At 62.1% G+C, this 21,675-nt stretch carries 20 protein-coding genes; 10 read left to right on the top strand and 10 right to left on the bottom strand.

All coding sequences use genetic code 11. The annotated features are described in order from the left end of the window. Nucleotides 1–6: 6 nt before the first annotated feature. The gene (locus FAZ95_RS28325) at nt 7–1,386 is read left to right on the top strand and encodes an FAD-containing oxidoreductase (RefSeq protein ID WP_137335778.1); all 1,380 of its coding nucleotides are present in this window, start codon (nt 7–9) and stop codon (nt 1,384–1,386) included. 110 nt (nt 1,387–1,496) lie between these two features. Here FAZ95_RS28325 and FAZ95_RS28320 read toward each other — a convergent pair whose 3' ends face one another. From FAZ95_RS28320 to FAZ95_RS28300, 5 genes are all read right to left on the bottom strand, one after another. Then, entirely contained in the window at nt 1,497–1,991 is a 495-nt protein-coding gene (locus FAZ95_RS28320; RefSeq protein WP_137335777.1) for a GNAT family N-acetyltransferase, read from the bottom strand. A 229-nt stretch (nt 1,992–2,220) separates the two neighbouring features. Continuing rightward, the gene (gene aspA, locus FAZ95_RS28315; RefSeq protein WP_137335776.1) at nt 2,221–3,639 is read right to left on the bottom strand and encodes an aspartate ammonia-lyase; all 1,419 of its coding nucleotides are present in this window, start codon (nt 3,637–3,639) and stop codon (nt 2,221–2,223) included. Continuing rightward, nucleotides 3,623–5,107, bottom strand: a complete 1,485-nt coding sequence (gene cuyB, locus FAZ95_RS28310; protein WP_137335775.1) for a cysteate racemase — start codon at nt 5,105–5,107, stop codon at nt 3,623–3,625. The genes aspA and cuyB overlap by 17 nt, the downstream gene beginning before the upstream one ends. Continuing rightward, on the bottom strand, nt 5,104–6,396 hold the full coding sequence (locus FAZ95_RS28305; protein ID WP_137335774.1) for a dicarboxylate/amino acid:cation symporter: 1,293 nt from the start codon (nt 6,394–6,396) through the stop codon (nt 5,104–5,106). The genes cuyB and FAZ95_RS28305 overlap by 4 nt, the downstream gene beginning before the upstream one ends. Nucleotides 6,397–6,577: 181 nt before the next feature. Further along, nucleotides 6,578–7,492 carry a LysR substrate-binding domain-containing protein gene (locus FAZ95_RS28300; protein WP_137335773.1) on the bottom strand — a complete coding sequence of 305 codons (915 nt, stop codon included), beginning with the start codon at nt 7,490–7,492 and terminating at the stop codon, nt 6,578–6,580. A 546-nt stretch (nt 7,493–8,038) separates the two neighbouring features. Between FAZ95_RS28300 and FAZ95_RS28295 the strand changes: the two genes are divergently transcribed. Then, nucleotides 8,039–8,602: a c-type cytochrome gene (locus FAZ95_RS28295; protein ID WP_254700319.1), complete on the top strand. Its 564-nt coding sequence runs from the start codon at nt 8,039–8,041 to the stop codon at nt 8,600–8,602. A 69-nt stretch (nt 8,603–8,671) separates the two neighbouring features. Here the strand turns inward: FAZ95_RS28295 and FAZ95_RS28290 are convergent, their stop codons facing one another. Then, nucleotides 8,672–9,148 carry a VOC family protein gene (locus FAZ95_RS28290; protein ID WP_137335772.1) on the bottom strand — a complete coding sequence of 159 codons (477 nt, stop codon included), beginning with the start codon at nt 9,146–9,148 and terminating at the stop codon, nt 8,672–8,674. Nucleotides 9,149–9,218: 70 nt separating this feature from the next. Beyond that, nucleotides 9,219–9,650 carry a YybH family protein gene (locus FAZ95_RS28285; RefSeq protein ID WP_137335771.1) on the bottom strand — a complete coding sequence of 144 codons (432 nt, stop codon included), beginning with the start codon at nt 9,648–9,650 and terminating at the stop codon, nt 9,219–9,221. 299 nt (nt 9,651–9,949) lie between these two features. On the opposite strand from FAZ95_RS28285, the gene FAZ95_RS28280 reads away from it, so the two are divergent. Next, nucleotides 9,950–11,389: a sensor domain-containing diguanylate cyclase gene (locus FAZ95_RS28280; protein ID WP_437437792.1), complete on the top strand. Its 1,440-nt coding sequence runs from the start codon at nt 9,950–9,952 to the stop codon at nt 11,387–11,389. A gap of 276 nt (nt 11,390–11,665) precedes the next feature. After that, complete coding sequence (locus FAZ95_RS28275; protein ID WP_137335769.1) at nt 11,666–12,427, top strand: bestrophin-like domain; 762 nt, start codon at nt 11,666–11,668, stop codon at nt 12,425–12,427. Between the two features lie 54 nt (nt 12,428–12,481). Here FAZ95_RS28275 and FAZ95_RS28270 read toward each other — a convergent pair whose 3' ends face one another. After that, on the bottom strand, nt 12,482–13,051 hold the full coding sequence (locus FAZ95_RS28270; RefSeq protein WP_137335768.1) for a lipid-binding SYLF domain-containing protein: 570 nt from the start codon (nt 13,049–13,051) through the stop codon (nt 12,482–12,484). A gap of 194 nt (nt 13,052–13,245) precedes the next feature. Next, nucleotides 13,246–14,127 carry a LysR family transcriptional regulator gene (locus tag FAZ95_RS28265; protein ID WP_137335767.1) on the bottom strand — a complete coding sequence of 294 codons (882 nt, stop codon included), beginning with the start codon at nt 14,125–14,127 and terminating at the stop codon, nt 13,246–13,248. 315 nt (nt 14,128–14,442) lie between these two features. Between FAZ95_RS28265 and FAZ95_RS28260 the strand changes: the two genes are divergently transcribed. The 4 genes from FAZ95_RS28260 to FAZ95_RS28245 all read left to right on the top strand — a co-directional run bounded on the left by FAZ95_RS28260 (nt 14,443) and on the right by FAZ95_RS28245 (nt 18,826). After that, entirely contained in the window at nt 14,443–15,288 is an 846-nt protein-coding gene (locus tag FAZ95_RS28260; RefSeq protein WP_137335766.1) for an alpha/beta fold hydrolase, read from the top strand. Between the two features lie 99 nt (nt 15,289–15,387). Continuing rightward, nucleotides 15,388–16,491, top strand: coding sequence for an alkene reductase (locus FAZ95_RS28255; protein ID WP_137335765.1), 1,104 nt, complete (start codon nt 15,388–15,390; stop codon nt 16,489–16,491). A 44-nt stretch (nt 16,492–16,535) separates the two neighbouring features. Further along, nucleotides 16,536–17,525 (top strand): zinc-dependent alcohol dehydrogenase family protein, encoded by a 990-nt coding sequence (locus FAZ95_RS28250; RefSeq protein WP_137335764.1) that lies wholly within the window; start codon nt 16,536–16,538, stop codon nt 17,523–17,525. Between the two features lie 224 nt (nt 17,526–17,749). Beyond that, a complete protein-coding gene (locus tag FAZ95_RS28245; RefSeq protein ID WP_137335763.1) occupies nt 17,750–18,826 on the top strand; it encodes a PQQ-binding-like beta-propeller repeat protein in 1,077 nt (358 codons plus the stop codon). A gap of 51 nt (nt 18,827–18,877) precedes the next feature. Here the strand turns inward: FAZ95_RS28245 and FAZ95_RS28240 are convergent, their stop codons facing one another. Then, nucleotides 18,878–19,492 (bottom strand): TetR/AcrR family transcriptional regulator, encoded by a 615-nt coding sequence (locus FAZ95_RS28240; protein WP_137335762.1) that lies wholly within the window; start codon nt 19,490–19,492, stop codon nt 18,878–18,880. An 84-nt stretch (nt 19,493–19,576) separates the two neighbouring features. Here FAZ95_RS28240 and FAZ95_RS28235 point away from each other — a divergent pair, with 84 nt between their 5' ends. Continuing rightward, nucleotides 19,577–20,713 (top strand): MBL fold metallo-hydrolase, encoded by a 1,137-nt coding sequence (locus FAZ95_RS28235; protein WP_137335761.1) that lies wholly within the window; start codon nt 19,577–19,579, stop codon nt 20,711–20,713. Nucleotides 20,714–20,815: 102 nt separating this feature from the next. Then, nucleotides 20,816–21,658, top strand: coding sequence for a helix-turn-helix transcriptional regulator (locus tag FAZ95_RS28230; RefSeq protein ID WP_137335760.1), 843 nt, complete (start codon nt 20,816–20,818; stop codon nt 21,656–21,658). Nucleotides 21,659–21,675 lie beyond the last annotated feature (17 nt).

Below are 21,675 nucleotides of genomic sequence, written 5' to 3'. Positions count from 1 at the left end.
GGCATCATGACTCAACGCTTCGAAGCAGTCATCATCGGCACCGGACAAGCCGGCCCCGCGCTCGCCGCGCGGCTGTCGGGCGCCGGCATGAAAATCGCCGTCGTCGAGCGCGGGCGCTTCGGCGGCACGTGCGTCAATACCGGCTGCATCCCCACGAAGACGCTCGTGGCCAGCGCTTATGCGGCCCATCTGGCGCGGCGGGGTGAAGAGTACGGCGTCATGACGGGCGGGCCGGTCACGGTCGATATGAAGAAGGTCAAAGCGCGCAAAGACCAGATTTCGCAGCGCTCCAGCGGCAACGTCGAAAAGTGGGTTCGCGGCCAGGCGAACTGCACGGTCTACCAAGGCCATGCGCGCTTCGAGAGCGCGCATACGGTACGCGTCGGCGATGCATTGCTCGAAGCGGAGCGGATCTTCATCAACGTCGGCGGACGGGCGCTGGTGCCGCCCATGCCCGGCCTCGACCACGTGCCGTATTTCACCAACTCGACCATGATGGACGTCGACTTCCTGCCGGAGCATTTGATCGTCGTCGGCGGCAGCTACATCGGGCTCGAGTTCGGCCAGATGTATCGGCGCTTCGGGTCGAAGGTGACCATTGTCGAGCGAGGCCCGCGCCTGATTCACCGCGAGGACGAGGACGTGTCGCAGGCGGTGCGCGACATCCTCGAAGCCGAGGGCATCGACGTGCAGCTCGATTCCAACTGCCTGAGCGCCCGGCGCGATGGAAGCAATGTCGTCGTCGGCCTCGACTGCTCCAACGGCGCGCGCGAAGCGGCCGGCACGCATCTGCTGCTCGCCGTCGGGCGGGTGCCGAACACCGACGATCTCGGGCTCGAGAAGGCCGGCGTCGAAACCGACGCGCACGGCTACATCAAAGTGGACGAGCACCTGCGCACGAATGTCCCCGGCGTCTGGGCAATGGGCGACTGCAATGGCCGCGGCGCGTTCACGCATACGGCCTACAACGACTACGAGATCATTGCGGCCAACCTCCTCGACAACGACCCGCGCAAGGTGTCGGACCGCATCCCGGCCTACGCGTTGTTCGTCGACCCGCCGCTCGGCCGCGTCGGCATGACGCTGAACGAGGCGAAGCAATCGGGCCGCAAGCTGCTGGTGGGCACGCGGCCGATGACGCGCGTCGGCCGCGCCGTGGAAAAAGGCGAGAGCCTCGGGTTCATGAAGGTGATCGTCGACGCGGACACCAAGCGGATTCTCGGCGCTTCGATCCTCGGCGTGACCGGCGACGAAGTCGTGCATTCGCTGCTCGACGTGATGTACGCGAACGCGCCGTACACCACGATCAGCCGCGCGATGCACATCCATCCGACCGTGACGGAGCTGGTGCCGACGCTGCTTCAGGATTTGCATCCGCTGGAATGAGCGATGCTCTGAGTCTGGACTTAGAGTGGAAAAAATAGCAAAGACGCTTGAGCACACTGGGGACTAGGAGCTTAATCCGCACATCCCAAGTCCACACCCCAAGGCGGCGCCTACGCTATAGCTCGCTCCATCACGATGACATCACCCGTGAATCTCGGATTGCTTGTTCGACGCAGGATTTCAAAACCCTCTCGTTGCCAGAACGCCAAAGCTCGCGGATTCGTCGAAATTGCGGCTAGCTGCGTCTTCGAGCAGTTCCAGCCTCGCGCCATTTCCTCGATCAGGCTCAACGCGATCTTTCCGTAACCTCGACTCTGATGCGCTTCCGAGAAGAGCAGTAGTCCAATGAATGCACAATCGTTCGCGGGATACGATCGAATCACGTCAGCGCAGCCCACCATGTCTGTGTCGACATAGAATCCAATCGAGAATTTGTCTGTCGCCTCCTTTCCAGCAGGCATACCGCTGAAAAAGTCATCGACATCGGCTCCCGAGGGTGGGCGACCTTCGACTAGACGAGTGTACGAAGGCGCCTCCATAAAGATGCGCAAAACATCGACTGAATCGCTTGCCGATTCTCGAGTGATGGCACGAATGGTAAGCATAGGAGCCCCGGAATGACTGATCGCCGCCGATTCTAGACTACCGCGCAGTCATGCATCTTGTTCGACGTGTAGCATCGCAGCGAGGTGCCATGGCAGGGTAAGGCGCTCGATCGACTCGAGCACCTTATTCGCCTATGCAAAACGATGTGAAGGACAGTCGCGTTGACAACGCTCGTGACGGAGCACTCGCGGACAACGGCGGAGGACGCAACCTCCGCCGTTTGCCCCGCTACGACAACGACAAAGTTTGCCGCGGCTGCGTCAGCAACGCCGGTTGCAGAATTTCGTCGAGTTGCTCGCGGGTGAGCAGCCCCTTCTCGATCACGACTTCCGCCACGCTTCTTCCCGACACGAGCGCTTCCTGCGCGACTTGGGTCGCATTCGTATAGCCGATGTACGGATTCAGCGCGGTCACGATACCGATCGAGTTTTCGACGAGCGAGCGAAGCCGGTCGCGATTGGCCGTGATGCCGTCGACGCACTTCGACGCGAGCGTGAGGCACCCTGCACGCAAATGCGCGACGCTCTTGAAGAGGCTGTGAGCGATGATGGGCTCGAACGCGTTCAACTGCAGTTGCCCTGCTTCCGCGGCGAAGCTGACCGTCACGTCATTGCCGATGACTTCGAAAGCGATCTGATTCACGACCTCCGGAATCACCGGGTTGACCTTGCCCGGCATGATGCTGGAGCCCGCTTGAACCGGCGGCAGATTGATTTCGCCGAAACCCGCGCGCGGTCCGCTCGACAGCAGGCGAAGGTCGTTGCAGACCTTCGAGAGCTTGACGGCGACACGTTTGAGCACCCCCGACAGTTGCACGAACGAACCGACGTCCTGCGTCGCTTCCACGAGATTCGGCGACGTGGTGACCGGGATACCCGTGATGCTGGCCAGATGACTGCAAGCGAGAGGCGCATAGGCAGGCGACGTGTTGATGCCGGTGCCGATCGCCGTGGCGCCCAGGTTGATTTCGCAAATCAGCTTGGACGCTTCCCTAAGACGCTCTTGATCTTCGTCGAGCATGACGGCGAACGTGCTGAACTCCTGGCCCAACGTCATGGGCACAGCGTCCTGCAGCTGCGTGCGTCCCATCTTCAGGTCGTCGCGGAACTCCTCGGCCTTCCGCTCGAACGATTCGCGCAACACACCCATCGCATCGACCAGCTGCGCGATGCCCATATAGGTCGCGATTTTCAGCGCGGTTGGATAGACGTCGTTGGTGCTTTGGCCGAGGTTCACGTCCTCATTCGGATGCAGCACCGCATAGTCCCCGCGCTGATGCCCAAGATGTTCCAGCGCGAGATTGGCAACCACTTCGTTCGCGTTCATGTTGGTCGACGTGCCCGCGCCGCCCTGAATCACGTCCACCACGAACTGATCGTGTGCCCGGCCATCGCGGATCTGCCGGCACGCGTGAACGATGGCCTTCATCTTGTTCTCAGGAAGCAATCCCAGCTCGTGGTTCGCGAGCGCAGCGGCCTCTTTCACATACGCCAAAGCGTTGATCAGATTCGGATACGTCGAAATCGGAATACCGGTGATCGGAAAATTGTGGAGTGCGCGTAACGTGTGGACCCCGTAATAGACTTCGTTGGGCACGGCGAGGTCGCCAAGCAGATCGTGTTCGATGCGTTCAGAGGGCGTTAACATGGCTTTGCTCCGTTAGAGAGTTTTCTATTGCATACGCGATGCATTGTCGAGCGAGAACATCGGTGGGATCGACCAGCTTGACGCGGGCGCCGCTCTTGCCCACGAATTCGCTCCCGGTCAGAAGCAGCGGCAGTTCCGTGCACCCAAGCACGACGACTTCCACGCCTTGCGCAATCAGCGCTTCCACGGCGGCGGCGATATCGTCCTGACACTGCCCCGTCGAAAATCCCGCCTTGACGCCGTGCTCCCCGTAGATGGCTTCCATCACGCGCTCCTGCAGCGCAGGCTCGGGGACAACCTGGTGAAGCCCTTCCAATTCGAGCGCCTTGCGATAGACGCCGCTCTCGATCGTGCCCGACGTCGCCAGCACGCCGATATCGCGAAGCGCCGGATACGTCTCGCGCAGATAGCGCACCGTGACGGTCAGCATGTTCACGATCGGGATGTTGAGATACGGATGGATGCGCTCGACAAACGCGTGAGCGGTGTTGCAGGGAATCGCGATGATGTCCGCGTCGCCGTCTTCGAGCCGCTTGCACGTCGCGTATAGGGAAACCGTCGGGTCGGCGCCGTCGCCGATCAGGTTTTCCGTGCGGTCCGGAATCTGCGGATTCTGTTCGACCAGCAGCTTGATGTGATCCTGGTCGCGCGCAGCCGGCGTATTGCGGACGATCTTCTGCAGGAAGTCGACCGTCGCCGCCGGGCCGACTCCGCCGACCACGCCAACCTTGAAGGCCGACGCAGGCGAGCCATACCGTCCCGACACGACATATTGCGCGTAAGCGAGATTGGCATCGACGAGCGGCACGCTCAATGGGCCGATTTCGTCGGCAACCAGCGCGATTTCGGTCAGGCCGGGCACGATCACCTGGGCGCCCTGCCCGATCAGGTCCTGACACGCGTTGCGCAACAGCTCGACCGGATGGCCGCGCAGATTGCCGCTCTTGATGCCGTCCGCGCCATATACCGCTTCCGTAACGGGATCGAAGCCTTCGTGACGGCGCGGATGCAAGACCTCGAACTCGGGGGGCGTGAAGTACTTTTCGAACAGGTGCTTGTCCCGCGTGTAGTCGGAGGCCAGCACGCCTACGCGGCTTGCGCCCGGAAACTTCCGTCGCACGTGGCTGCGAACCGCTTCGACGATATCCACGATCTGCAAGCTCGTGTTCGCCCGCAATTCGTCGATGAAGGTGTGACTGAGAAAGCAAGGCAGGACGATGGTCGTCACGCCCCGCTTCTCGAAGTCGCGGATCATCTCGAAGATATAGAGCTTGCGTTCCGTCGTCGCCGCGCTTCCCGAACCCGAGCTCGGAAACGGCGATTGCTGAAAAATCGCGTCGAAGTGGTCGGCGTCGTTCGATGCGGGTGTCGCCTTCACCAGCTTGAAGAAGACATCCGCGCTTGCCAGCGGCCCGAGGCCGCCGACTATGCCGAACCTGCGCTTGCGTCCGGCGATGTCGGCAGTCATTTTGCGTCGCCTTGCGTTTGACCGAAGACCGACTCGTCTTCTTCGAGCAAGCCGAACGTGCTCTGCCGCCCGCCTTCCCACTTCGCGATCACGGCGGTCGCCAAACTGTTGCCGATCACGTTGGTCATCGTGCGACCCATGTCGAGAATCTGGTCGATCGCGAGCACGATCGCCACGCCTTCAACGGGCAAGTGGAACATCGGCGCCACCGCAGCGACCACCACAATCGAGCCGCGCGGCACGCTCGCCATGCCCTTGCTGCTCAGCATCAGCACGAGCAGCATGAAGATCTGCTGCGAAATCGGCATGTCGACGCCGAAGGCTTGCGCAATGAAGATGGCGGCAAACGCCTGATACATCATCGAGCCGTCCAGGTTGAACGCATAGCCCAACGGCAGCGTGAAGCCGACCACCTTCTTGTCGACGCCGAATCGCTCCAACTGCTCGGTCAGACGCGGATAGGCCGCCTCACTGCTCGCCGTCGCAAACGCGATCATCAGCGGTTCACGCACCGCCTTGAGCAACGTGCCCACGCGGCGGCCAAGGAACAGATAACCGACGAGGATGAGAATCGCCCACAGCACCACCAGCGCCAGATAGAACGAACCGATCAATTTGCCGTACGTGGCGATCACGTCGACGCCGCGCAGCGTAACGGCCGAAGCAATCGCACCAAATACGCCAAAGGGCGCCGCGCGCATCACGTAGTCCGTCACGCGCAGCATGACGGGCACCATGCCGTCGATCGTCTGAATCACGAGCTTGACGCGCGGGTCCTGCTTCACCGCGCTCAACCCCAGACCAAGGAAAACGGAAAACACCAGGATCTGCAGGATGTCGTTGCGCGCCATCGCGTCGAGCAGACTGGTCGGGAACGCGTGCGTCAGCACATCCTTGAAGTTCAAGGCCGAGGTGTTCAGGCCGGTGTTGACCTCGCCGTTGCCCGCGACCATGTGCAGGCCGGCGCCCGGGTGCAGGAGATTCGCGAAGACGAGGCCCAGCGTGAGCGAAATCAGCGAGGCGCAAACGAACCAGCCTACCGAGCGCAAGCCGATGCGGCCCACGTCCTCGCCGCTGTCCATGCCGGCCAAGCCGGACACCAGCGTGACGAACACCAGCGGCGCGATGATCATCTTGATGAGCCGCAGGAAGATATCCGTGAGGATCGAGAAATAGCCCGCGATGGCTTTGGTCGAGGCCGGATCGGATGCACTGATATGGCACACGTAGCCCACTATGACGCCCAATATCATCCCGGCGGCAATGTACAGTGTGAGGCGATTTTTCATGTTCATCTGTCCTTGAGTGGCGCCATGCGGTCTCGGCGTGACCGAAATACGATGGGAGAAGTTTGGAGCGACGTCGGCTAACCTTCGCTCGGGAGCTAGAGCGGATGATAGGGATGAACAAAAAGACGTTAATGCCGGTGTTGCATGTGCGTATGCGAATTTCGCATAAGGCGGGAAAACCCTAGCCGCCAAATTGTGATACCGCATGGAGATGTTGCCAAAGCGTATTCACAAACTCATTGCGATTCGATGCGTCGCGGTACACGCGCAGCTCGATGTCGAGATTCCAGACCGGCGGACCCGCGGGCACCAGCTCGCCCGCATCGAGTTCGGCGGCAATCGCGCTTTTCGGCAGCCACGCCAGACCTTCGCCTTCCATGACCAGCTTCTTGAGCACCTCGGCCATGTCCGATTCGTAGTGAAGCAATAAGGCCGGTGGCGTGGGGGCTCGACCCAGCAGCAAAGCGAGGCAACGCCCGAAATAACTCGTCTCAGTATAGGAAATGTGAGGCAGCGGCTGCTTCGCCGTGCCGGGCAGTCGATACATCGGAGCCGAACGGCCAGTGGGCCGGCTGGCAGGCATCAGCGTGTCGATCCCCACCGTGACGTGCTCATACTTCGCCGGATCGAGATGCAGGGGCAGCTCGGGGTGGTGGTACGCGAACATCAGTTCGCAGTTGCCGTTCACGAGCATCAGGATCGAGTCGTGCACATTGGTCGGCACCACGCGCGCGCGCATTTCCCCAAAGTGGGTGGCAAGCGCCTTGAACCAGGCAGGAAGAAAATTCAGCGCGATCGTGTGCCCGGCGGCGATCTGAAGGCTCTTGCCTGCGATCCGCTGCTCGGTCCGGATGATGGCGCGCGTATCGAAGAGCTTGTTCAGGACATCGTCCGCGACTTCACGGAACAGTTGACCTGCGGGCGTCAGCACGGGCGGAAAGCTGCTGCGGTCGATCAGCTCCGCGCCAACCCACTGCTCGAGCGATTGAATCCGCCGGCTGAATCCGGACTGCGTCACGTTCCGGAATTCCGCCGCGCGCGAGAAGCTCTGGTATTGAGCAAGGGCGATGAAGTCCTCGATCCACTTGATTTCCATACTCGGGGGCGGCCTTGTGGGACACGGAACGGCGTGTTCGGGAAGCTGGAATTTTACGCTTGTGCCAGCTTGCGCCGTTCCGCTTCGGATAGGGGAAAGCACATGACAAATCTGTAATCAACCGGCAAGGCTCCGGAAATTCGCTGCGTCCAACACTACAGGTGTTCCTGTCGGCTCTGAGCCTTTTCAGAAGCACACGTGAGCATTAGGGGCTCGAGGCAAGCCGCATGCCTCGAACCAGCAAACTTCCGAGATTGAACGGAGAGGTCGTGAATATCCTGAAGTGGGTCGTCATCTCAAGCATCACATTGACCACGGCAGCGTGCGCAGACATGCACGCTGCTCCCCCCGAAAGTCGCGCACAGGGACTCGCATCCGCGCCGACTTGGACGCCTTACCCGTGCGAGTGGATGCACGTCAAGGTCAATTGTCCTGTCTTCCCAAGCAACGATTCGAAGTCCGCTGAGGGCTCAGGCTGAGCGCAGCACTTGGGTGCCCTCGCCGCACCAAGCCGAGACACACATCGTTTTAACTGCATCACGCTCAGTGGAAATCGAAATGAATTCAGGTAATCGCTCCATTTTCCCTTCAGCCCGTTCGACATTCTTCGTCCTCGTTGCAGCCGCGCTGATATCCCTAGCCGGCGCATTCGCCTTCATGTATTCGGGCCTTTACGACGTGTCGGCGGCATCGGGCCACAATCCTCTCGTCGCCTGGTTCCTGCACGCAACTTATGAGCAGTCGCTGCACCGGCACGCGAAAAACGTCCACGTGCCCGCGGATTTGATGACCACAGCCAACGTGGAAGCCGGCGCACGCCTATACCAGTCGACCTGCGTGCTTTGCCATGGCGCGCCCGGACAGCCGCTCAGCCCGATCGGACAAGGCATCCTGCCGCTGGCTCCCAACCTTCTGGGAGCGACGCGCCGCAACAATCCGCAATTGATGTACTGGGTCATCAGGAACGGCGTCAAGATGACTGCGATGCCTGCGTTCGGCAAGACGCATGACGATGCGCAACTCTGGCAGATCGCGTCCTTTCTTTACCAAGCGCGCGGCATCTCCCCGCACGACTACGAAAAGATGACGGCCAGCGGCTCGGGAAAATGATGCGTTGCGCAAATTTGCGTGTAGCGGCAAGCGACAGGGTTTGACAGGGCGAACCGCCGCGCCTGCATGTCATTCAGTTGCCGCTGCGCGCTCTATCGTGGCGATGTCGATCTTCTTCATTTTCATCATCGCTTCCATCGCGCGCTTGGCGGCATCACGATCGAGCGAATGGACGAGGTCGAGCAGCATCTTGGGCGTGATCTGCCACGAAAAGCCCCAGCGGTCCTTGCACCAGCCGCAAGCCACTTCCTCTCCGCCATTGCGGACAATGGCGTTCCAATATCGGTCGGTCTCTTCCTGGCTATCCGTCAGGACGATCAAGCTGACTGCCTGATTGGGTTTGACGTCGGGCCCGCCGTTCAGCCCCAAGAAGCGACGCCCGAGCACGGTGAACTCGACCGTCAACTCCGGGCCCTGTCCAATGCCCGGTATCGGGGATGCATGGCCTGCGTCGATATGACTATCGGGAAAGGTGGCGGCATAGAACTCCGCCGCCTCGCGTGCTTTGCCTTCATCGAACCACATGCATGTGACGAGTTCAGTCATTGCAATCTCCTTTTAGAAACACGCGCAGTCGATGGGCTGCGAGAAAAGCATGGCCCGTCTCGACCAGGCGCTAGCAACGCTTGAAAATGGCCTTCGCCGTATCGAGATCGATCGGGGCAGACGTATGCTCGTGGATGATCTTCCACGCCTCCCCTTTTAGCCTGAGCGTTACCGTCAGCCGATTGTCCAGCGAGCGCAATTCCACGCCTTCGGCCGTCACCGCTTTGTATGTCACGAAGGCATGAACCACGGCGAGGTCTTGAGCGACGATTGCTTGCGCATCGCTGAAATCCACAATAACGCGCTCTGTACCCAGCGAGCTGAACCAGCCTGCCGCCATGTCCCGCCAGGACTCGATGCCGTTGTACGACCAGGCGCCCCACATGTCGAAGACCAACACGTCCTTGTCATACAGTGCGACGAACGAGTCGACGTCTTTTTCGAACACCGCCGCTTTGTAGTCGTCCAGAACCTGCAGGATCGAATCGTCGAGTTTGCCCACGTGTTTCCTCCTGAATCGGATTGTGATGACGGCCAGAACTCGAGGAAAACGGCAAATCCGAGGCGCTTGACCGGTTGTATTCCAAAGCAACGACGATCGACAACCGGCAAAATCGACACATGAAAGCGTCAAGTCGATGGAAACCCTCCATGCTTCACCGCTCAACTTGAGCGCAAGTTTGCCGTTAGACGGTTAGCCACGAAGTTTTTGAAGACCGTAGCATCAGCCTCTCAATCCCCCCAGCCATTCCGACCGTCATGCAACCAGGCTCTCCCACCACCGCCGCCAGCTTTGCGACCATGGGCGTCGCGCTGTTCGACTTCTTCGACTTGACACCCACGTCGCTGTGGCTGGAGGACTACAGCCAGCTGCGCGAGCTGTTCGACAGCTGGCGCGCGCAAGGCGTGACCGACCTGCGCCGCTTTCTCGAAGAGGACACGCGGCGCGTGGCCGCCTGCTCCGCCTGCATCCGCGTGCTGAAGGTCAACCGCCGCACGCTCGCGCTCTACGGGGCGCAGTCTTTCGAAGAGCTTACGTCACGCCTCGATCACGTGCTGCGCGACGACATGCTCGAAGCGCACGTCGATGAACTCGTCCAGATGTGGTCGGGACACACGTCGTTCGAGAGCAAGAGCGTGAACTACACGCTCGATGGCCGGCGCCTCGACATTCTGCTCAAAGGCGTGATCCTGCCCGGACACGAGGCGCAATGGGATCGCGTGCTGGTGGCGATCGACGACATCACCGAGCTCGAAGACGCGCGCCGCCGCGCCGCCGCGAGCGAGGAGTACGCACGCGGCGTGTTCGAGCACGCGCCCGTTTCGCTATGGGTCGAGAACTTCTCGAGCATCAAGATGCTGCTCGAAGAAGTGCGCATGCAGGGGATCACCGACTTTCGCACCTTCACCGACGTGCACCCCGAGTTCGTCGAGCGCTGCATGGCCGAAATCCAGGTGCTCGACGTCAACCAGCACACGCTCGGCATGTTCAAGTCGCCGGACAAGGCAACGCTGCTCTCGCGGCTGCCGGAGGTGTTCCGCGACGACATGCGTCCGCACTTTCGCGAGCAGCTGATCGATCTGTGGGAAGGACGGCTCTTTCAGCAGCGCGAAGTCGTCAACTACGCGCTCGACGGCAACGAAGTGAACGTGCATCTGCAGTTCTCGGTGTTCCCGGGACACGAAGAACACTGGGATCTCGTGCTGCTTGCGCTCACCGACATCACCGCGCGCAAGAAGGCCGAGATGTACCTCGAATATCTCGGCAAGCACGATGTGCTCACGAAGCTGAAAAACCGCTCGTTCTATGTCGACGAACTGAACCGGCTCGAGCGCAAGGGTCCGTTCCCGGTCAGCGCGATCATCGTGGACCTCAATAACCTGAAAGCCGTGAACGACCAGCTCGGCCACGCGGCCGGCGACGCGCTGTTGCGCCGCGCCGGCGAAGTGCTCGGCAAGGCGATTCAAAAGCCGTTCCAGGCGGCGCGCATCGGCGGCGACGAATTCGCGGTCCTGATGCCGGGCGCCGACGCGCGCGATGCGGAGCTCGTGATCGAGAGCATCGACAAGCTCGTCGAGCTCAACAACCAGTTCTACACCGGTCCCAAGCTCAGCTTCTCGGTCGGCAGCGCCACCTGCGAGAAAGGCGGCCGTCTTGAAGACACGCTGCGCGCCGCCGACGCCGCGATGTACGAGAACAAGCGGAATCACTACGAAGCGGCGAATCACTCGGAGCGCTAGGGGGCACCGATCCGGCTTTGAAGTCCTGCGGCCACTGAGCCGAGCCGCTCGGCGAAGCGGTGGCACGTCGGCCGCACGCATATGGGACCAAAGGCCAATGTCGGGATTCCCAGCTAACCTGTACCGTACCCTCTTGCACTTGGGGGTATCGTTCGTGCATTCGCATGCCGACGCGCGCCAGACCCGGCGACCGAACACCGGGCACGAGGGCAACGACACGAAATAACCAGACCGCGACGCATGCTGGACTGCTTCTTGCAGGCGGAGGGTAAGAGAGTGAGCCACGTCACAATCGCTTGGATCGTGTTTGCCTGTGTCTTCGGCAGCGCGCTGGTCGGCATGTACGTGCGCACCGTCTTGCCGGAGCATCACCTCAGCGATGAATCAACCGGCGTCTTAAAGCTGGCGGTCGGCCTGATCGCCACGATGGCCGCGATCGTGCTCGGCCTGCTGATTTCGTCGGCGAAGAGTTCGTTCGATACCGTGACCAGCGAGGTCGTGCGCAATTCCGCCAACGTCATCCTCCTCGATCGCGTTCTTGCCCAGTATGGTCCGGAAACGAAGGAGGTTCGCGAGCTGATTAAGCAGAGAGTCGGTACGTTGATCCAGATACTAGCCTCCGGCGAACCTGCGCAGATCGCAAAACTTGGCACCCCCGAGGCAATGAGCCGGGCGGAAAGCATTCAACACAAGCTGGAGGAACTGTCGCCGCACAGCGACGCGCAACGTCAACTGCAAGCACGCGCGGTCCAGATTGGGGACGAGGTGCTGGCTGCGCGCCAGCTTACGATGCTGCAAGCCGAGGGCTCGACCCCCGCCCCGTTGCTGATCTGTCTGGTGTTGTGGCTCGCCATTATTTTTTGTTCGTTTGGTCTGTTCGCTCCCGCCAACCCGACGGTCATTTTCGGGTTGCTTCTGGGCGCGCTGTCCACGTCCGTTGCCATATTTCTGATTCTCGAGATGAACACACCGCTCGCCGGGATGGTCACGGTCTCGCTCGCGCCGATGCGCGAGGCGCTCGCCGTACTGGGTCAATAGCGGCGGCCGCCTCGCCATTCCATTCAAGACGCCTGCACAGGGCGATTTCACACTTCACTTATCATTGTCGTCGAACTTGACGATTCTCTGCCCTTGCATGCCAAGACCGGCCATCAGGCCCGATTGGCCAAAAATGAAAGAGTAGACATCGGATTTCAACGTGGTCGTGGTCATCGACTTAGCCATCCCCGCATCCACCACCACGACGCTCGGCCCCACACCCACCGACAATCCGGTGCCGCTGGTGAGCGTCGTAATCGCCTCGTCGGTCATGAGAAACAAGGCTTCGGAGAACGATTGAGCACCCGCCTGCAAGCCGTAGGAAACTGCGCGCGCTCTGTAGTACCCGACGACTTTCCCGTCCGGACCAAACATCACCCCTTTTCCGCCTTGGGCACCGACGATCAACCCCGCCTTGACGATGTCGGGAAACACGACGATGCCTTTCGCCTGAGCTTGGAGTTCCTTGGCCTTTGGCGTGGTGTCGTAGAGTTGTTGCAGCGCAGCTTGCGCTTTCGCCACTAGCTCGGGGTCTCCGCCATTGGCAACGGTCGGGTTCGTCGAGCAGGCCAGGACAAACAGAAAGACGGGAATCGCGAGAACGAGCCGAATGTACCTGATCATGATACGAACTCCATTGAAAATATCGAAGTTACGGTTTTGAACGCATCTCCACCTCGAGGTCGGGGCTAATTTGAATCGTGATAGTTGCGTTCCGATCAGACAATCGGACCTTGGTCCCATAGCGTTATCGCTAGAGTCAGCTTGCCTTTGCTCCACAGAACGCACGACGCGACGCGTTCATCAGACGATTTGGCTCATCTCTTGAGCTGATCGACTCGCGACAGGAACATCGACAGGATCGGCGAGCGGTTGTCTTTGCTGTAGCCCACCACCAGTTCGATCACCGGCGGCTCGCCTTTTAGCGGGCGGCTCACGACCGACCACGGCATCAGCTTCTCGGCGTAAGCCGGCAGCAAGGCAACGCTTCTCGTCGAGGCGATCAGCGACATCGCCATCGTCAGGTTGTGGACGCGATGCGCGGGCTCGATGTCGAGCGCATTCGCCGCCAGATAGCTCTCGATCGCACGGCGCATGGGCCCCGCCACGTCCGAGCCGCTGATGAACGGTTCGTTCGCCAGCTCGCGCACGTCGATCTCCTTGTGGTCCGTGAGGCGGTGATCGCTCGGCATCAGCACGACGAAGGGCTCGCGCGCAACCGTGACGTAGGTGAGATCGGGCCGGTTGGGCTCGGCACGCATGAACGCAACATCCAGCCGCCCCGTCGACAACCCCTCGGCCAGATCGGGCGAGTGCTCGCTCGACACGGTCATCTCGAGGGTTTGAAGATCGCTCCCGAGCACGCGCGTCGCTTCGCCGAGCCAGGTCACCTCCTGGCCGCTCAGGAAGCCCACCGCGAACGTCGGCTTCGCCGGCCGTGCCGCCCGCCGCGCCGCCTCACGCGCCGCTTCGACCTGTGCAAGGGCCAGTCGCGCATGGTCGAGAAATGCCTTGCCGGCATCGGTGAGCTCGATGCCGCGCGCGCTGCGCACGAACAGTTGCGCCCCGACCTCGTACTCGAGGTCGCGGATCTGCCGGCTCAGGGAGGGCTGGGACGTATAGAGCCGCCGCTCCGCCGCGACGGTCAGGCTGCCCTCTTCCGCCACGGCCACGAAATACCGCAGATGACGCAGTTCCATACAATCAGCCATGCCTGTGAGAGATGGCGGCCAGCTTACAAAGTCTCTTTCATTGGAGCAAGCGCGTCCTGCCGGTCGATTCCATCAGGGGGGAAATCATCCTCATGACCGGCCCAACTCCCCATGCCTGCCAGGCATGCCTACTTGCCTACAAAGTCTTTTCTCGGTTGCCGGACAAAGCCTACATTACCCATCAACAGGCACCGCCGCGCAACACTCGCCGGCAAGTGGCTGGATCTGGAAACCGCAGCCCATGCATCTCAGACATACCGGATGAAACACGCCGGCCAAACGACACCCGAAAGGACACTGATCATGACGCTCCATACCCACCACACCGCGCCGACGCAGTATGTCGAAGCAAACGGCATCCGCTTCGCCTATCGCCGCTTCGGCAATCCCGCCGGTGTTCCGCTCGTAATGAACATTCACTTCACCGGCACCATGGATCACTGGGACCCTGCCGTGACCGACGGCTTGGCGCAAGGGCGTGAAGTGGTCCTCTTCAACAATGCCGGCATCTCGAGCAGTTCGGGCACCGTTCCCGAATCGATCGAAGAGATGGCCGCCAACACCGCCGCGTTCATCCGCGCGCTCGGCCTCGAACAGGTCGACGTTCTCGGTTTCTCGATGGGTGGCCTGATCGCGCAGACGCTCGCCATTGCCGAGCCCACGCTGGTCCGCCGCGTGATTCTCGTCGGCACTGGCCCGCGAAGCGGCGAAGGCATGGCCTCGCTGACACCGGAAGCTCAGGAAATCTTCGGCGCCGCGTATGCCGAGCCGGACCATCTCTGGCTGCGTGTGCACTTCTCCCCCTCCGAAGCCAGCCAGGCAGCGGGCCGCGAGTTTCTCGCGCGCTTCCGCCGGCGCACGGAGAACCGCGATCCGGCCGCCAGCGACACCGTGGCGCCGGCGCAGCTCGCCGCGCTCGCCAAATGGGGCAAGCCGCAGGACAACCCGTACGCGTATCTGTCCGCGCTCAGGCAGCCGACACTCGTCGTCAACGGCGATAACGACGTGATCATCTACACGGTCAATTCGCTGATCCTGCGCAAGCACATCCCGGATGCTCAGCTGATCCTCTACCCCGACGCCAACCACGGCTCGCTCTACCAATACCCCGAGCGCTTCGTGGAAGACGTTTCCCGATTCCTTTCGTAAGCCGTATCGGACGTATCGACGCTCCTCGACATTCAACCTTCAAGGAGAATCATCGTGACTACTAATCTTTATGGAAAAACCGCTACACAAGGAAAGATCATGACTCACCTGTTCACGCCGACGAAAGTTGGCGCCTATCCGCTCTCTCATCGGGTTGTGCTCGCCCCGATGACCCGTCTGCGCACGATTCAGCCGGGCGACATCCCGAGTCCGATGATGGCCGATTTCTACGGCCAGCGTGCCTCCGAGGGTGGCCTCGAGATCGTCGAAGGCGTCAGCATCTCGATCACTGCGCGCTCGTATCTCGGTGCCGCGAGTTTCTATCACGACGGCCAGACGGAAGGCTGGAAGGCGATTGCGGACGCCGTCCACGCCAAAGGCGGGCGTGTCTTCATGCAGCTGATTCACGGCGGTCGTCAGAGCCATGTCGACATGACGGAGGGCGCCGATCCTGTGGCGCCATCGGTCGTGCCGTTCGAGGGCGTTGCGCTCACGAAGGACGGCTTCGTACCGGCGTCGCCGCACCGTGCGCTCGATGTCGAAGAAATCCCCGGCATCATCGAGGAATTTCGTGTCGCCGCACAACGTGCGCTCGACGCCGGTTTCGATGGCGTCGAACTGCACGGCGCGAACGGCTATCTCGTCGACCAGTTCATCCAGGACGGCACCAACAAGCGCACGGACGCCTATGGAGGTTCGATCGAGAATCGCGTGCGCTTCCTGCGCGAAGCCGTCGAAGCGCTGATCTCGGTGTGGGGTGCGGATCGTGTGGGCGTGCGGATCTCGCCGTCCGGCGAATGGGGCAGCATCTCCGACAGTAATCCGGAAGCCACGTTCAGCCACGTGGCCAAAGTGCTCGACGAGTACAAGATCGCCTACCTGCATGTGATCGAGCCGCGCATCAAAGGCGACGACACGCTGCATGAAGGACACCCCCCGGTCGCCGTGAAGTATCTTCGCCCGCACTTCTCCGGGCCGATTATCGCCGCGGGCGGATTCGACGGCGAAAGCGCGGAAGCCATCGTCGCATCGGGGGACGCGGATCTCGTGGCCTTCGGCCGTCACTTCAGCTCGAATCCCGATCTGCCGTACCGCCTCAAGCACAAGCTGCCGCTCACGCCTTACGTGCGCGCTGCGTTCTGGGGCGGCGACGAACGTCATTACTCGGATTTCCCGACCTACGCCGCCGCGCTGCAGGCTTGAGCGGGCATCCTCTTTCACCCATGCATTCAGTTCAGGAGTCTCACATGTCACGCATCATTCAGTTTTCGAAGGCCGGTGGCCCGGAAGTTCTCGAGTTCGTCGACGCGCCGGTGCGCACACCGGCCCCGAGCGAGGTTCGCATCAAGGTCAAGGCGATCGGCATCAACCGTGCCGAATCGATGTGGCGCACCGATATCTATATCGAGCCCGTTCAGTTTCCGGCGGGGCTCGGCTACGAGGCGGCCGGCATTGTCGACGCAGTCGGTTCGGAGGTGACGGGCATCGCGGTGGGCGACGAGGTCAGCGTGATCCCGTCGTTTTCGATGAACCAGTATTTCACGTACGGCGAGGTCATTAACGTACCGGGCTATGCGGTCGTCAAGCATCCGAAGTCGCTGTCGTTTGCCGAAGCGGCATCGGTCTGGATGATGTTCGTTACCGCCTATGGCGCACTGGTCGAAGACGCCAAGGTGGGCAAAGGCGATTTCGTCATCATTCCGGCGGCATCGAGCAGCGTCGGGCTCGCGGCCATCCAGATCGCCAACTATGCCGGCGCGACGTCGATTGCGCTGACGCGCACTTCGGCAAAACGAGACCCGCTGCTGGCGGCGGGGGCCGCGCATGTGATCGCGACCGACGAGGTCGATATGGTCTCGGAAGTCCTTCGCATCACCGAAGGCAAGGGTGCCCGCGTCGCGTTCGATCCGATCGGCGGCCCGAACTTCCCTAAGCTGATCGACGCGCTGGCCTTCCAAGGCACGGTCTATCTCTACGGTGCGCTCGCCGAGGGCGAAACGCCGATCCCCGTGCTCGCGATGATCGCGAAGATGCCGACCATCAAGGCGCACAACATCTGGCTCACGAGCGGCGACGAAACGCGGCGCAAGGCGGCTGTCGAGTATGTCGTCAAGGGCCTCGAAAGCGGCGCGCTCAAACCCGTCATCGATCGCAAGTTCAAGTTCGACGAGATGGTCGAAGTTCACCGCTATCTCGAGAACAACGGCCAGTTCGGCAAGGTCGTCGTCGAGGTCTAAGCGGCAAGGCGAGTGCATGGCGGACCCGTAGGAGTCCGCCTGTAGCCTCTTCGTAAACTTATCCTCTTTTGCGGCCCCGACACCCCTCAGTCACATTCGAATGCTTTCATGTCTGACGAAATATTTCTGCGTATTACGGTCGATCTGCGTCGGGCCAATCCGCCTCGACTCAATCCGTCCGGCGCCTTTTGCGTCCCCCCGCATACCCGTCTCAGGAGCCGAACATGCCTTGCATTCAATCTGTTTCTGCTGCTCGCCGCATTCTTCATCGCACCACGCTCGCATTCGCCGCTTACTGCCTCGCCTCCGCCGGCGCCGTCGCCCAGACGCCGCCGAGCCCGGTCGTCACGCCCGGCTTCAGCATCAGCGTCTTCGCCAAGCCGCCGGCAGGGTCCAGCGCGCCTGACTCGATCACCGTGCTCGACAATCACATCTGGATCGGCTACGCCAACGGCGGCGCGCCCGACGGTACGGGCAACGCGCAAAGCCAGATCGTCGAATACTCGCGCGACGGCAACGTCCTGCGCAGCATCACGGTGGTGGGACACAACGACGGCCTGAAGGTCAATCCGTACACACGGGAAATCTGGGCCGTGCAGAACGAGGATGCGAACGCCAACCTCGTCACGATCGACTCGTCGACGGGCCGCACCACGCGCTATGTCTTCGGCAAGCCGCCGCACGGCGGCGGTTACGACGACGTCATCTTCAAGGATGGCCAGGCGTACTTCAGCGCGTCCAATCCCACGCTCAATGGGAGCGGCGTGAACACCGGGCCTTCGATCGTGCGCGCGATCCTCGAATCGAACGGCACGATCGAGGTCTCCGCGGTGTTCTCCGGCACGCCGGCAGCGAGCAACATTCCGTTCGGCACGGTGAAGCGGCTGAACCTGACCGATCCGGACTCGATGACGCTGACGCCGTCGGGCGACGTGTTGCTCGACGACCAGGGCGACAGTCAGCTCGTGTTGTGGCGCGCGCCGGGCACCGATCCGCAAATCGAATATCTGCCGCTGCTGGGCAACGTGCAGGTCGACGACACGGTGTTCGCTTCCTCGCGTAAGGGCTACATCCTGGTGTCGGACACGAAGGCCAACATCGTCTACAAGATCACGGCCGATGTCTGGCAGAAAGACGCCGCGTTCTCCGCGTCGACGGGCGTGCCCGCCGCGGGCACGACGCCGGCGGTCCCCGCCTATGTCGGTCAGCTCGATATGAAGAGCGGCGCCCTGCTTCCGCTCGTGACCAATCTGCAGAGCCCGCACGGCATGGTCTTCATCTCGACGGAGGATCAGCAGTAGTGGCGCGTTAGCGCCGCTTCTCGCGCTTCTCGCACTTCTCTCGCGCGCTAGTCACGCATAGCGCGCGAGAAACATATCGGCGGCCGCTTCCGCCACTTTCTTCTGTTCGCTTTTGCTGAGCGGCGGCTGCCCCATCGTCACCTGCGGCCAGAACGAAAACGCCTTCACGAGCCCGTACAACTGGTGCGTGGCGAATACCGGGTCCGATGTCTTGAGACGCCCATCGGCCGCGGCCGCACGTACCCACACCATCAAGTCTTCCTCGCGCTCGCCCATGCGCGCGACCATGTCGCGCGCGCGCTCCGGCGAATGGATGCCCGCCGCGATCGCCACGCGCGCCAGCGACAAGAACGCTTCGTCGTTCATGAAACGCAGCTTGCGCATCAGCAGGTCGAGCAACTGCACGCGCAACGGCGCGTCGGCGCGATAGGCGGGCGCACTGCCCGTCCGGCTCGCATCCCACAGCTGGTGCAGGATCGACGCGAACAGCGCCTCCTTGCTCGGGAAATGGTTGTAGACGGTGCGCTTGGAGACGCTCGCGCGCGCGGCGATACGGTCCATGCTGGTCGCGTCGAAGCCGGCCGAGCGAAATTCCTCGATCGCCGCCTCGATGATGGCGACGCGCTTTCGATCAGTCAGGCGTTGGGGGGTGGCGGTCGTTTCCATTCGGAAATTTTACACCGCGCAGTTTACTTTTCTCGAAAATAAACTACACTGCCCGGTGTACTTTCCATCACGGATTCGTCTTACATGACATCGCTTTCCGGTTTCCTCAGCCGCGCCTTGGGTCTCACCGCCGCAAAGCGCGGGCGCGAGTTGTCCCGCTCGCACCTGTCCCCGCAGCACGACGGCGAGCGCTTTCGCAACGTCAAGCCGCGTCCCGTCGAAGGCTTCCGCAAGATGTTGAGCATCACGTGGAACGTGCTGTTCAACAAGCCAGGCGGCACCGTACCCGCAGGCGCACTGCCCCTCGACGCGCTCACCCGCGAGCAGCTCGACGCCGCGCCCGACCGCAGCCTCTACCGCCTCGGGCATTCGACGATGCTGCTCAAGCTGCGCGGCCAGTTCTGGCTGACCGATCCGGTGTTCGGCGAGCGCGCGTCGCCGTTCAAGCGCGTCGGTCCGAAGCGCTTCCACGCGCCGCCGATCGCACTCGCGGATCTGCCGCCGCTCGCCGGCGTGATTCTGTCTCACGACCACTACGACCATCTCGACCGCGAAACCGTGCTCGCGCTCGCCGAGACGACGCGCCTGTTCCTGACGCCGCTGGGCGTCGGCGACCGTCTGATCGAATGGGGCATCGACGCCGCGAAGATCCGTCAGCTCGACTGGTGGCAGAACGTGGAGAGGGACGGCCTGTCGCTCACGGCGACGCCCGCGCAGCACTTCTCCGGGCGCAGCCTGTTCGACGGCAACAGCACGTTGTGGGCCTCGTGGGTGATCGTCGACGGCGATTTGCGCGTGTTCTTCAGCGGCGACACGGGCTACTTCGACGGCTTCAAGACCATCGGCGAGCGGCTCGGCCCGTTCGACGTCACGCTGCTCGAAACGGGCGCCTACGATGCGCAATGGCCGTACGTTCACATGCAGCCCGAAGACACTGTGCAGGCGCATGTCGATCTACGCGGCCGCTGGCTGATGCCGGTTCACAACGGCACGTTCGATCTCGCCATGCATCGCTGGCAGGAACCGTTCGAGCGCGTGACGGGCTTGACGGCGGCGCGCGGGATCGCCCTTTCGACGCCGCGCATGGGCGAGCGGCTCGACCTGGCCGAACCGCATCGCGGCGAGAGGTGGTGGCGCGAAGTCGCCGAAAGCGCGGAAGCGTCGAAGACGGCGTCGCGCTGGCGCACTGCCTGCCGCAATACCGGACAGGCGAACTCTTAAAGCAATCATCAGGAATCCGGATCAACGATCCGGATTCCGCTGAAAATCGCCGCGCCGGCGCGCGGCGAATCAGCTTTCGAAATACCGTCCGTGTGGATGAGCATGGCGAACGGAAACGACAATCTGCTTGGCGCCTATCTCCGAGGCCGCCGCACGAAACTCGACCCCGCGGCATTGGGGTTCCCTGTTGCACGGCGGCGCACGCCGGGCTTACGGCGCGAAGAGGTCGCGCAACGCGCGAATGTCAGCGCGACGTGGTACACGTGGCTCGAACAGGGGCGCGGCGGCGCGCCGTCGGCGGAGGTGCTCGATCGGATCTCGCGGGCGTTGATGCTGACGGACGTCGAGCGCGAGCACCTCTTTCTGATCGGACTCGGACGCCCGCCCGAGGTCCGCTATCAGGCGATCGGCGACGTGCCGCCTCGGCTGCAACGCGTGCTCGACTCCTTGACATTCAGCCCCGCCGTCGTGAGGACGTCCACCTGGGACATCGTCGCGTGGAATCGCGCGGTCACAGCCGTGCTGACCGACTACGGCGCGCTCCCGCCCGAGCGGCGCAACGTGCTGCGTCTCATCTTTCTCGATCCTTTGGTGCGTGCCGCGCAGCCCGATTGGGAACGCGTGGCGCGGTTCGTCGTGGCCGCGTTCCGGGCCGATGCCGCGCGCGCGGGAGCGGCGAGGAACGTCCAGGCGTTCGTGGAAGAACTCAGCCGGCTCTCGCCCGACTTCGATCGGATCTGGCGCGACAACGACGTGCGCACGCATGGCGAAGGCACGAAAGAAATCCGGCATCCGCTCGTCGGGCCTATCGAGCTCGAATATTCGGCCTTTGCTGTCGATGGCCGGCCCGATCTCTGCCTCGTGATCTACAACCCGGCAACGGAGGCGACCCGGGAGCGAATCGACTTCCTGATCGCCGACAAAATGAATCGAGAGGCTCGCTAGCGGCAGCCGTCACATGG

This window comes from Trinickia violacea (assembly GCF_005280735.1).
Taxonomy (GTDB): Bacteria; Pseudomonadota; Gammaproteobacteria; order Burkholderiales; family Burkholderiaceae; genus Trinickia_A; species Trinickia_A violacea.
The sequence above is the reverse complement of the archived record's forward strand: the minus strand, read 5'-3'. Positions and strand labels throughout refer to the sequence as shown.